Below are 11,970 nucleotides of genomic sequence, written 5' to 3'. Positions count from 1 at the left end.
ACACGCTTCCCCTGCTGCAGGAGAACCTGCGCGTCGCGGAGCGGCGGGTTGCGAACGGGACGGCTACGCCCGACGCCGTCCTGCGCGCCCGCGCCGAGCGCGCCGAAACGGAGCAGGCGCTGGCGGAGGCCGAGGTGCGCTCCACGGCCGCGCTGCGCCGCTTCAACTTCCTGCTGGGCCGCGACCTGGACACCCCGGTAGAGGTGCTCGCCGACGCGGCGCTCGCCTACCCGCTGGCCGTCACGGAGGAAGACGTCGTGCGCTCGGCCCTGGCCGGGCGCGAGGAATTGATGCAGGGCACCGCCGGGGTTCGCGCGGCCGAGTCGCAGGTGCGCCTGGCCCGCGCCGGCCAGCTTCCCACCGTCGCGCTCGCCGTGGACTACGGCATCCAGGGGAACGAGTACCGCTTCGGCAAGGACGACGACTTCGCCATCGCTTCGCTGGTGGTGTCGTGGAACGCGTGGAACGGCGGACAGCACGGCGCCCGCCGCGAGCAGGCCCGCCTGGACGCGGACCGCGCCCGCAGCCGGCGCGAAGAGATCGGCCGGCAGGTGGAGCTGCAGGTGAGGACGGCGTATCGCGGCGCGCAGGTGGCCCGCGGCGCCATCGCCACGGCCGAGGAGCGGCTGGCCGCGGCGGAGCGCACCTACCAGCTGGTCGCGCGCCGCTGGCAGGAAGGGATCGCGCCGCAGATCGAGCTGCTGGACGCCCGCACGTCGTTCACGGCGGCGGGGCTGAACCTGATCCTTACGCGATACGAATACGCCGCCCGCTGGGTTGAGCTGGAGCGCGCCGCCGCGCTCCGCGACCTGGCCCGCTGACCGCGCGCCATCAAAACGAGAGGAACCCGACGATGACTGCGAAGTCCCTGACTTTCGCACTTTCGCACTCTCGCACTTTCGCACTCCTCCTCCTGGCCGCGGCGTGCGGAAAAGACGCCGGCGCCGCCATCCCGCCCGCCGACAACACCATCGCGGTGCGCACCGCGCCGGTTGCCCGCGAGTGGGTGACGCAGCCGGTGACCGCCACGGGCACGCTGGCCAGCAAGGACGAAATCGACCTGTCGTTCAAGATGCCCGGCGTGGTCGCCCGCGTCCTCGTCGCTGAGGGGCAGGCAGTCCGGCGCGGCCAGCCGATGGCCACGCTGGACCTGCGCGAGATCGACGCGGCCGTGGGGCGCGCCCGCAGCGGGGTGGAAAAGGCGGAGCGCGACCTGGCGCGGGCGGAGCGACTGTACGCGGACAGCGTCGCCACCCTGGCGCAGGTGCAGGACGCGCGGACCGGCGCCCAGGTAGCCCGCAGCGACATGCAGGCGGCGGCGTTCAACCGGCGCTACGCGACCATCGTCGCGCCGGCGGATGGCGTGGTGCTGCGCAAGCTGGCCAACGACGGCGAGCTGGTCGGCGCCGGGATGCCCGTCCTGGTGCTCGGCAGCAGCGAGCGCGGGCAGGTGCTGAAGGTGGGCGTGGCGGATCGCGACGCGGTGCGGCTGAAGCCCGGCGACGCGGCGACGGTGCGGTTCGACGCCTTTCCCGGGCAGGAGTTCGCCGGGACGGTGCGCGAGGTGGCGCCCGCGGCGGATCCCGCGACGGGAACGTACCGCGTGGAGGTGAACGTGCAGCCCGGGGGACGCGCGCTCTCGTCCGGCCTGGTGGGACGCGTGGAGATCCGCCCGGCGGCGGGGGCGCAGATGGCGGTAGTCCCCATCGGCGCGATCCTGGAGGCGGATGATGAATCGGCCACGCTCTACACGCTGACGGCGGATGGGCGGCGCGCGCGGCGGCTGCCGGTGACGGTCGGCTTCATCCAGGGCGAGCGGGTGACGGTGACGGGCGGGCTGGAGGGCGTGGACCGCGTGGTGACGGATGGCGCGGCGTACCTGAGCGACGGCGCGGCCGTGAAGGTGGTGCCATGATCAGCCGCATCACGGAGTTCTTCGTCGACCGTCCCCAGCTGACGGTGGTGCTGTTCCTGATGACGGCCGCCATGGGCTTCGCCTCGTGGCAGGCCATCCCCAAGGCCGAGGACCCGCTGCTTTCCATCCCCACCTACCTGGTGGTGGGCGTGTACCCCGGCGCCAGCGCGGCGGAGATCGAGCAGCTGGTGGTGGAGCCCATCGAGGAGCGGGTGGGCGAGCTGGAGGGGCTGCAGAAGGTGGAGGCGCGGGTAGAGGACGGGCTGGCCGTTCTCATCGCCGAGTTCGACCCCGCCGCGGACGCCGATGACAAGTACGACGAGGTGCTGCGCGAGGTGAACGCGCTTCGTCCCTCCCTGCCGGCGAACCTCCATTCGCTGGACGTGGACAAGATCAACGCCGCCGACGTGAACATCGCGCAGGTGGCGCTGGTGTCGGAGGCGGTGCCGTACCACGAGCTGCAGCGCCGCGCGGAGCGGCTGGAGGAGCGCATCCAAGCCGTGCCCGGCGTGCGCCGGGCGGAGTCGTGGGCCTTCCCGGAGCGCGAGGTGGGCGTGCAGCTGAATCTGGGCCGCCTGGCCGAGCTGCGCATTCCCCCCGGCCAGGTGCTGCAGGCCATCGGGGGTGAGAACACGAGCATCCCCGGCGGCTCGGTAGACGCGGGGACCCGCCGGTTCAGCGTAAAGACCAGCGGCGACTTCCAGTCCATCGACGAGATCCGCAACACCGTCATCCGCGCGGCGGGCGGCTCCGTGGTCTACCTGCGCGACGTGGCGGACGTGCGCTGGGGCTATGCCGATCCTACGCACATCGCCCGCTACAACGGCCGGCGCGCGGTGTTCGTCACCGCCAACCAGCAGCCGGAGGCCAACATCTCCGCCGTGCGCGACGGCATCTGGGCGGAGTTGGACGCCTTCGAAAAGACGCTCCCGGCGGGGGTGAAGCTGGAGCGCGGCTTCGACCAGTCGCGGAACGTGGAGGAGCGGCTTTCGCACCTGGGCCGCGACTTCGCCATCGCCATCCTCCTGGTGCTGCTGACGCTGCTGCCGCTGGGGGGACGCGCGGCGGGGATCGTGATGGTGTCCATCCCCCTGTCGATCGCGATGGGGCTCACGGCGCTGAACCTGACCGGGTTCACCATCAACCAGCTGTCGATCGTGGGCTTCGTGATCGCGCTGGGGCTGCTGGTGGACGACAGCATCGTGGTGGTGGAAAACATCGAGCGCTTCCTGCGCGAGGGCCATTCGCGGCGCGAGGCGGCACTGCTCGCCACGAGGCAGATCGCCATTGCCGTCGTGGGCTGCACGGCCACGCTGATCTTCGCCTTCCTGCCGCTGATCTTTCTGCCCGGCAACGCGGGCAAGTTCATCCGCGTGATGCCGCTGGCGGTGATCTTCACTGTGCTGGCGTCGCTGATCGTTTCCCTAACCATCGTTCCCTGGCTGGCCAGCCGCGTGCTTTCGCGCCACTCCGATCCGCGGGGGAACGTCTTCATGCGGGCGCTGCACGGGGGGATCGGGCGCACGTACGCGCCGGTGCTGCACGCGTCGCTGGAGCGGCCCGGGCGCACGCTGGCCGCCGCGGGGGTGCTTCTGCTGGCCTCGTTCGCGCTGGTGCCGGCGGTGGGCTTCTCGCTCTTTCCCAAGGCGGGAACGCCGCAGTTCCTGGTGGACATCGACACGCCCGACGGCAGCAGCCTGGACGAGACGGACCGCGCCGCGCGCTTCGCGGAGCGCGCCCTGGCGCAGATGCCCGGCGTGCAGAGCGTGATGACGAACGTGGGGCATGGCAATCCGCAGATCTACTACAACGTGATCCCGCGCAACCAGAACCCCAGCGTGGCGCAGCTGTTCGTGGCGCTTGACGAGTACGAAGCCCGCCGCACGCCGGCGATGCTCGATACGCTTCGCGCGCGGATGGCGGCGTACCCCAACGCGCGCATCCAGGTGAAGGAGTTCGAGAACGGCCCGCCGGTGGATGCGCCCGTCGCCATCCGCCTTGCCGGGCCGGACCTGGACACGCTGCGCACGCTGGCCGCGCGGGTGGAGCAGGTGATCCGCCGCACGCCGGGGACGATGTACGTCGACAACCCCGTGCGCCTTGCGCGGACGGACCTGCGGGTAGACGTGGATGAGCACAAGGCGGGGCTGTTCGGCATTCCCGCGGTGGAGGTGGACCGCACCATCCGCCTGGGGCTGGCGGGGCTGAACGCGGGCACCTTTCGCGACGGCGCGGGCGACGAGTATCCCATCCGCGTGACACTGCCCCACGCAGGCACGCCTTCCGTCGAAGCGCTGGACCGCGTGTACGTCTCGTCGATGACGGGCGCGGCCGTGCCGCTGCGGCAGGTGGCGGACGTGAAGTTCGAGTCGTCGCCCGGGCTGATCCAGCGGCACAACCAGGAGCGCAGCGTCACGGTGACGTCGTTCGTGCGCAGCGGCTTCAACACCGACCGGGTGACGCGCTCCGTGCTGGCGGACCTGGAGGGGATGAAGCTGCCGGAGGGCTACCGCTGGACGGCGGCGGGGGAGATCGAGAGCCGGGAGGAGAGCTTCGGCGGGGTGGGCGGCGCGGTGATCGTGGCGGTGTTCATGATCCTGGCCATCCTGGTGCTGGAGTTCCGCACCTTCCGCAGCACGCTGATCGTGGCGTCGGTGATTCCGCTGGGCTTCGTGGGCGGCATCGCGGCGCTCTGGCTGACGGGGAACACGCTCTCGTTCACGGCGGTGATCGGGTTCGTGGCGCTGATCGGCATCGAGATCAAGACGAGCATTCTGCTGGTGGATTTCACCAACCAGCTGCGCGAGGAGGGGGTGCCGCTGGTGGATGCCATCCAGCAGGCGGGCGAGGTCAGGTTCGTCCCCATCGTGCTGACGACGCTGACGGCCATCGGCGGGCTGCTGCCGCTGGCGGTGGAAGGCTCGTCGCTCTACTCGCCGCTGGCTTGGGTGATCATCGGCGGCCTGGTGTCGTCCACCATCCTGGCGCGGCTGGTGACGCCGGTGATGTACAAGCTGCTCGCGCCAGAGATCGCGGTCCGCACCGTTCCCGTCACCGCCATCGCCCCTAAGCAGGTGCGCGAGCCGGAGCTGGCGGGCGTCTGACGACGGGATGATTTCACGCGGAGGCGCGGAGCGAAAAGAGAGCCGCGGAGGGCATCGTGCTCCTCCGCGGCTCTTCCGTTCCTCCGCGCCTCCGCGTGAAACCTGCTGTTCAGCTGGCGGGCAACTTGCTCGATGGCGCGCTCGAACCATTACCTCGGAGAAAACGAGATGCGCACGATCGCCCGCGCCGCCCTGCTCCTGCTCGTCCTCAGCCTTCCCGGATGCCTGGTCGTCAGCTGCGGCGGATGAGACCACGAAGCCGCCGATCGCGAGCGGCGACGCCGGGGATGCGTTGAACGACTCTCACCGAGGCCCGTCGACTTCGGCGACCAGCGCCCCGCGCCGCCCGCCGGCGAATACCGAAACCTCGTAGAGGCCGCGCGCCATCGCGACGGAACGCCCCTGAACGCTGAGGATCCCATCAGCGACCATCACCGTCAGCCCGGGCCCGGAGCTGGCCCACACGAAACGCCCCTTGCGGGTGTCGATCTTCGAGAGAATGTCGTTGTCGTTCGTGTCGATCACCTGCTTGACCGAGTAGAAGTGAACGTCGCCCGGTGCCATTCGGACGCGCCCGGACCCCGGCGCCACATCGACGGGGACCGGACACTGGCCCACGCCGCAGCCGACGCGCGAAGCGGAATCGGCGGCGATCACGATGCGCGCCACCTGCCGCACCTCGATGGTCCGGATGGCGCTGAGGTCTTCCGACTGGAATCCAATGGAGGCGTGGTCGGTGACGTACCCGTCCGCATCCGCGCGAATGGTCACCGTGCCGATCCCCGTGGCGCGAATCAGCCCCGACGACGGCTCCACCTCAGCGACCGCGGAGTTGCTGCTCGACCAGCGGATCACGGATGGAGCCGGGACGATCTCACAGCCGACCGTGGTTTCATCCACTCGCCCGCCGACCCGCACCCCGGAGCACCGCGCGGCGTACGGCCGGAAGCGCGCGGTGTCGCCCGTAAGCACGAGCGGCCGCAGAATGCTCGAGTTGTTCAGGGAAAACGGCTCGGCCACACCCCCTCCATCGAACGACAGCAGCGTCGCCGTGAACCGCTCGCCGCTCCCAGTGCCCAAATCGCAGGCGCTGGCGGCGCCAAGCAGCGCGGTGAGAGCGAGCGCACGTCTCAAAGGGGTCGGCATGGACACATCGAGGAGGAGGGATGCTGGGCGGTGACGGGTATCTACCGTAACCAAACACTCCGGATTCCGCAAGTTGTTCCACGGCAAGCGGATGTACGGAAGAGAGGCGCGGGCGCCCGCCCGCGCGTCCCCCGTCCAGCGCAGCGCTGGACAGGGACGCCCGCTGACGTTTTGGGCCGTCAGCCGCGGGGGATGACGCTCAGGTCCCCGCGAGTTCGGGGTGCCGGGTGGTGGGACGCGCGGCCTTCGCGCCCGTGATCTTCTTGTAGGTCGTCAGCGCCTGCGCCACCACCTGGTCCATGTTGTAGTAGCGGTACGTCGCCAGGCGGCCCACGAACCACACCCCCTGCGTCTCCTCCGCCAGCTCGCGATACCGGCGGTACAGCTCGGCGTTCTCCGGCCGCGGAATGGGGTAGTACGGGTCGCCCTCGTCGCCGGGATATTCGAAGACGATGCTCGTCTTGGGATGCTCCTGGCCCGTGAGGTACTTGAACTCCGTGATCCGCGTGTACGGGTGCTCGTTGGGATAGTTGACCACCGCCGCCGGCTGGTACCGCTCCTGGTTCAACGTCTGGTGGCGGAACGTGAGCGAGCGGTACGGAAGCTTGCCGAACCGGAAGTCGAAGTACTCGTCGATGGGGCCCGTGTAGATCACCTCGCCGTACGGAATCTGCCCCTCCACCTCACGGAAGTCCGTGTTCAGCATCACCTTGATGTTGGGGTGCGCCAGCATGTTCTCGAACATACGGGTGTACCCGTGCAACGGCATGGCCTGGTAGGTGTCCGTGAAGTAGCGGTCGTCGCGGCTGGTACGCGTGGGCACGCGCGCGGTCACCTGGGCGTCCAGCTCCGACGGATCCATCCCCCACTGCTTGCGCGTGTAGTTGCGGAAGAACTTCTCGTACAGCTCGCGCCCCACCTTGCCGACCACCACGTCCTCCGACGTGCGCACCTCGTCCACCGGCTCCGCCACGGACTTGAAGAACTCGTCCACCTGGAAGGCGGTGAGCGACAGCCCGTACAGCGAGTTGATGGTGTCGAGGTTGATGGGCATGGGCACGAGCATGCCGTCGACGCTGGCGCGCACCCGGTGCTCGTAGGGGCGCCACTCCGTGAAGCGGCCCAGGTAGTCCCACACCTCGCGCGAGTTGGTGTGAAAGATGTGCGGCCCGTAGCGATGCACGAGGATGCCCGCGTCGTCGTAGTGGTCGTACGCGTTGCCGCCGATGTGGTTGCGCTTGTCGACGACCAGAACCCGCTTTCCCGCGCCCGCGGCCAGCCGCTCGGCCAATACGCTCCCCGCGAACCCCGCCCCGACGATCAGGTAGTCGAACATCAATCCCCCGCGGAAGCCATCAGCCCCTGAACTTCGCTCTCCAGCGCATCCCACTCGTCGCCCCCGGAGAACGTCCGCTGCTCCAGCACCTCGTCCATCATCTCGCTCATCTCCCGCCACGTGCGGTCCCACGAGGTCTTCGCCAGCTCCTCGTCCACCCGCTCCAGCCAGCCCCGGCGATCCGTTTCCGCCAGGGCAGATTCGATGGCCTGCACCCACTCGTCCACGGTCCCGGCGACGCGCACCAGCCCCGTGCTTCCCCAGGTGCGGACGACGTCCACGATGGGCGAGCTCACCGTCGGCAGCCCGGCCGCCAGGTACTCGGGCGTCTTGGTGGGGCTGATGTACCGCGTGTGCTCGTTGCGGGCAAAGAAGAGCGCGGCCACGTCCCACCCGCCCAGATAGTCGGGCAGCTCCGCGTACGGTTTGCCCGCGAGGTAGTGGATGTTGGCCGCGCGCGGCAGCTCGTTCTCGTCCAGCTTGGCCGCCGGCCCCACGAAGACGAGATGCCAGTCGGGGCGCGCCGCCGCCAAGCCGCGCACCAGCTCCAGGTCCAGCCGCTCGTCGAGCACGCCGCAGTAGCCGATGCGCGGATGCGGAATGCCGGCCTGGTCCGCCGGGTCTGCCACGCCGCCCCGCGCGCGGGCGAAGTGCGCGGCGTCGATGCTGCTGGGGAACAGGTGGACGGACGGATGGAGCCCCACCCGCGCCTCGTAGATGCTCCGCCCGCCGGTGAACACCAGGTCGGCGCGCTCCAGCAGCTCGCGCTCACGCTCCGGCAGGTGGTCCGGCGCCCACTTGAAGGACTTCAGCTCGTCCATCACGTCGTAGACGGTGGCGAGCGGCTGCAGGTGCCGCGTGTGGCCGATCGCGAGCGGGTCGTAGTACCAGGCCACGTGCTCGCCGATGCGCTGCTCGGCCATGAACGTGTCCAGCAGCTCGCGCAGCATGACTTCGCTGGCGTCCCATCCGTGCCAGGGCAGGTGCGGCACCGCGAGCACCAGCCCGTCCTCGCGCGTGCTGACGTCCAGCCACGGCTCCGCCGCGTCGTACACGGGGGCCTGCCAGAAGAACACGCGGCGCTCACGGGCAAAGCGGCTCATCAGGTGGTGCGGCCGCTGAAAAACGAAGTCCCAGCTGAGATGGCAGAGACAGAGGAGGTCCGGCTTGTCGTATGGTCCGGAGGCAGCGTGGGGCTGGTGATGCATGGCTTCACTGGCAAGAGAGCACGGTGGGGCGAGGCCGGCGAAGGGAGTTCGGCCAGGTGCCCGGAACCGGGATTGAGGTGCCGGTATGGGCGCAAACGTTGTGCCCTTTTCGCTGCGTCTCCAAGGCTTAGCGGGAACTCTGGACCAGGTGCGATACACGGCGCCACAAAGGCGTCAGCGCGCGGACGGAATTGGGTCCCCCTCCCCCGGCCCCTCCCCCGCAAACCGCGCGGGAGAGGGGAGCACTTCGATCGAGGTTCGACTGGTTTCGCCGCATGCCGCGGCCGCCCCCCTCTCCCGGCCTCTCCCCCATAAACCCCATGGGGGAGCAGAGAATTCGATCGCGTTCCGGCTGATCCCGTGCACTCGACTGCGCGTGCAGTCCGCGAAGGCGGACTTTGGGCCGTTGTTGCCGCGACTTCAGTCGCCCCAGCAGGGCCGCGGGCCCGCCATCGATACCTGGTCAGTACGCCTGGTCCGCGCCGGCGCGGAAGCCGTAGTCGCCGCTCGGCAGCGTTTCCACGCCGCGCAGGGCGTAGTCGTCGCTGGGCATCTCCAGCTCCGACGCGGTGGCATCCAGGTCGCCCGCGCGCGCGCCCACCTCGTCGCCGGGCTGCACCTCTACCGTGCGGAACTCCTCTTCCTCGATGTCGAAGAGCTCGTCGTCGCGGCGCCAGCCGGGCGCGCCCAGCAGCCCCGCGCGGCCGGCCAGGGCCAACCCCAGCCCCGCGAGCAGGCCCACGGCCAGGGCAGTCGCCCCGGGACGCATGGTCGCCTTGGTGTAGGCGCTGGTCCGCCGCACGCGGCCCTCGTAGTCGCCACGCGTGTGGGCCTCCTCCAGCGGTGGCTGGTACAGCGCGTCGCGGCGGCCGGGGCGCGTGCGCTCATCCTTCTGCTGCTGCGACCACATCGTCCCCTCGAACCCGCGGTCCGTGGCGCGCGGCGCGAGCATCCCCGCCATCCCCATCATCCGCCCGCCGCCGCCTACGGTAAGCGACCTCCGGCGATGGGCGGCACAGTACAGAATGGCGTCGGCGACGGTTTCCGGGCGGTAGACGGGCGCGGGGAGCGTCGGCTCGTATTCCATCAGGTTGCGCGCGTGCCGGGGGAACGGCGTGTCGATGGAGCCTGGCTTGATGATGCTCACCGAAACGGGCGCGCCTTCGTGCTCCAGCTCCATCCGCAGGGCGTCGCTGAAGGCCTTTACCGCGTGCTTGCTGGCGCTGTAGTGGCCCTGCAGCGGCAGCGCGCGGTCCGACACCACGCTGGCGACGTTGATCAGCGAGCCGCCGCTGCGCTTCAGGTGCGGCAGCGCGGCCAGGGTGCCGTGCACCATCCCCCAGTAGTTGACGTCGAACAGCCGGCGCTCGTCCTCCACCGGCGTTTCGTCCAGGCGGCCGTAGATGGAAACCGCCGCGTTGTTGATCCAGGTGTCGAATCCGCCGTACTCGCGCAGCGCGGTTTCGGCGATGCCCAGCACCTGCTCCTGGCTGCTGGTGTCGGCCAGGGCGTACACGGCGTCGCCGCCCGCCGCGCGGATGTCGGCCACGATGCGGCGCAGGTTCTCTTCGTCGCGCGCGGCCAGCACCACCCGCGCGCCGCGGCGCGCTGCGAGCCGGGCCGTGGCCAGCCCGATGCCGCTGGAGGCGCCGGTAATCACGATCACCTGCTCCCGAACGGGCTTTAGCCTGATCTCCATCTCACGTCCTCCCATGCACTTGGCTTGTTCGTCACCCGGGCGGGGTGCGGGTGCAAGCGGCGGGCCGGGGACGGCTGGCCTCGCTGGGGCGACTGAAGTCGCGGCAACAAGGGCCCGAAGTCCGCCTTCGCGGACTGCTTGCGACGCCGAGTGCGCCAGGCCAGCCGAAGCGCGAGCGAATTCTCCCTTTCCCCTGCGAAGCGGGGGAGAGGGCCGGGGAGAGGGGGCTGCCAGGGGCATTCACTGGCAGCCAGTCGAACCTCGGCTGACGTGCTCCCTTCCCCCGCGGAGTTTGCGGGGGAAGGGCTGGGGATGGGGGGCGGCCGTCGCGCACGCCGAAGCCGCGGACGTGCACGCGATCGGGCCCCCCGGGTGGCGCCAAATGGCGGCGTGCCGTTACTGTACAAGGTGCGCCCAAGCTACGGCGCCCGCGGCCCCTCAACCGACCGACCGATGGAATCCGGAACCCACACGCACTACTACAACGCGCACGACCTGCCCCGCTTCGGCGAGATGGGCAAGGACGCGCCGCACCTGGCCGAGAAGTTCTTCGCCTGGTACAACGCCGTCTTTGCCGAGGGGGCCCTCAGCGAGCGCGAAAAGTCGCTGATCGCCCTGGCCGTAGCGCACGCGGTGCAGTGCCCGTACTGCATCGACGCGTACTCGTCGGACTGCCTTCAGAAGGGCGCCGACACAGAGCAGATGACCGAGGCCGTCCACGTAGCGGCCGCCATCCGCGGCGGCGCGTCGCTGGTGCACGGCATCCAGATGCGCAACCGCGCCGAAGAACTCGGCATGTAGGGATTGGTACCAAGTGCCGAGTACCAACTACCAAGGCATTTACCCCGGCACTTGGCACTTGGCCCTTGGTACTTTCGCACTTTCGCACTTTCGCACTTTCGCACTGCCCCTATGTCCCGCGTTCTCCCGACCCTGCAGAAGCGCCGCTCCGGCCTGGCGTCCACGCGCGAGCAGCGCTCCCTGCTGCACGCCGTGCCCGTGGCGCAGAGCTTCGAGTCGGCGCTGGCGGGGGCCGGGCTGCTGCCCCTGCGGCCGACCACGATCGACATCCTGCAGATCAACGTCGGTCGAAAGTGCAACCAGACGTGCCGCCACTGCCACGTTGACGCCGGTCCGGACCGCACGGAGATGATGCCGGATGACGTGGTGGACCGATGCATCCAGGTGATCGAATCGACCAGTATCCCCACCGTCGACATCACCGGGGGCGCGCCGGAATTGCACAAGCGGTGGCGGGAGATCGTGGAGCGCGCGACGGCGGCGGGCAAGCACGTCATCGACCGGTGCAACCTCACCATCACGCTGCTCCCCAACTACGCGTACCTCCCGGAGTTCTTCGCCCGCCACCGCGTGCACGTGGTCGCCTCGCTGCCGCACTACCGGTCCAAGGGCACGGATTCGCAGCGGGGAGACGGCGTGTTCGAGGAGTCCATCCAGGCCCTGCGGCGGCTGAACGAGCTGGGATACGGCCGTGAGGGATCGGGGCTGGTGCTGGATCTGGTCACCAATCCCGTGGGAACGTTCCTCCCCGGCAACCAGGG

The 11,970-nt window shown here is 69.8% G+C and carries 9 protein-coding genes; 5 read left to right on the top strand and 4 right to left on the bottom strand.

Annotated features, from left to right (window positions below):
• The 3 genes from VIB55_RS23220 to VIB55_RS23210 form a co-directional block, all read left to right on the top strand.
• A partial coding sequence (locus VIB55_RS23220) for a TolC family protein (RefSeq protein WP_331879061.1) occupies nt 1-821 on the top strand: 821 nt, incomplete at its 5' end.
• Between the two features lie 32 nt (nt 822-853).
• Nucleotides 854-1,915, top strand: a complete 1,062-nt coding sequence (locus VIB55_RS23215; RefSeq protein WP_331879060.1) for an efflux RND transporter periplasmic adaptor subunit — start codon at nt 854-856, stop codon at nt 1,913-1,915.
• Nucleotides 1,912-5,019, top strand: a complete 3,108-nt coding sequence (locus VIB55_RS23210) for an efflux RND transporter permease subunit (RefSeq protein ID WP_331879059.1) — start codon at nt 1,912-1,914, stop codon at nt 5,017-5,019. The genes VIB55_RS23215 and VIB55_RS23210 overlap by 4 nt, the downstream gene beginning before the upstream one ends.
• A 303-nt stretch (nt 5,020-5,322) precedes the next feature.
• Here the strand turns inward: VIB55_RS23210 and VIB55_RS23205 are convergent, their stop codons facing one another.
• From VIB55_RS23205 to VIB55_RS23190, 4 genes are all read right to left on the bottom strand, one after another.
• Nucleotides 5,323-6,165: a hypothetical protein gene (locus VIB55_RS23205; RefSeq protein WP_331879058.1), complete on the bottom strand. Its 843-nt coding sequence runs from the start codon at nt 6,163-6,165 to the stop codon at nt 5,323-5,325.
• Between the two features lie 199 nt (nt 6,166-6,364).
• Entirely contained in the window at nt 6,365-7,501 is a 1,137-nt protein-coding gene (gene glf, locus VIB55_RS23200) for a UDP-galactopyranose mutase (protein ID WP_331879057.1), read from the bottom strand.
• The gene (locus tag VIB55_RS23195) at nt 7,501-8,604 is read right to left on the bottom strand and encodes a glycosyltransferase (RefSeq protein WP_331879056.1); all 1,104 of its coding nucleotides are present in this window, start codon (nt 8,602-8,604) and stop codon (nt 7,501-7,503) included. The genes glf and VIB55_RS23195 overlap by 1 nt, the downstream gene beginning before the upstream one ends.
• A gap of 568 nt (nt 8,605-9,172) precedes the next feature.
• A complete protein-coding gene (locus tag VIB55_RS23190) occupies nt 9,173-10,408 on the bottom strand; it encodes an SDR family oxidoreductase (protein WP_331879055.1) in 1,236 nt (411 codons plus the stop codon).
• 453 nt (nt 10,409-10,861) lie between these two features.
• Here VIB55_RS23190 and VIB55_RS23185 point away from each other — a divergent pair, with 453 nt between their 5' ends.
• Nucleotides 10,862-11,209, top strand: coding sequence for an arsenosugar biosynthesis-associated peroxidase-like protein (locus VIB55_RS23185; protein ID WP_331879054.1), 348 nt, complete (start codon nt 10,862-10,864; stop codon nt 11,207-11,209).
• 111 nt (nt 11,210-11,320) lie between these two features.
• Nucleotides 11,321-11,970: radical SAM protein (locus tag VIB55_RS23180; RefSeq protein WP_331879053.1), on the top strand; the 650-nt coding region annotated here is incomplete at its 3' end.

The sequence above is a fragment of the Longimicrobium sp. genome (assembly GCF_036554565.1).
Classification (GTDB): Bacteria; Gemmatimonadota; Gemmatimonadetes; order Longimicrobiales; family Longimicrobiaceae; genus Longimicrobium.
Note: the sequence above shows the minus strand (reverse complement) of the source record. Positions and strands in the feature narration are given on the sequence as shown.

Excerpts from the sequence above, each read along its gene's own strand:
- VIB55_RS23215 (WP_331879060.1), top strand. The coding sequence starts at position 854 with ATGACTGCGAAGTCCCTGACTTTCGCACTTTCGCACTCTCGCACTTTC.
- VIB55_RS23185 (WP_331879054.1), top strand. The coding sequence starts at position 10,862 with ATGGAATCCGGAACCCACACGCACTACTACAACGCGCACGACCTGCCC.
- VIB55_RS23195 (WP_331879056.1), bottom strand. The coding sequence starts at position 8,604 with ATGAGCCGCTTTGCCCGTGAGCGCCGCGTGTTCTTCTGGCAGGCCCCC.
- VIB55_RS23205 (WP_331879058.1), bottom strand. The coding sequence starts at position 6,165 with ATGCCGACCCCTTTGAGACGTGCGCTCGCTCTCACCGCGCTGCTTGGC.
- glf (WP_331879057.1), bottom strand. The coding sequence starts at position 7,501 with ATGTTCGACTACCTGATCGTCGGGGCGGGGTTCGCGGGGAGCGTATTG.
- VIB55_RS23210 (WP_331879059.1), top strand. The coding sequence starts at position 1,912 with ATGATCAGCCGCATCACGGAGTTCTTCGTCGACCGTCCCCAGCTGACG.
- VIB55_RS23190 (WP_331879055.1), bottom strand. The coding sequence starts at position 10,408 with ATGGAGATCAGGCTAAAGCCCGTTCGGGAGCAGGTGATCGTGATTACC.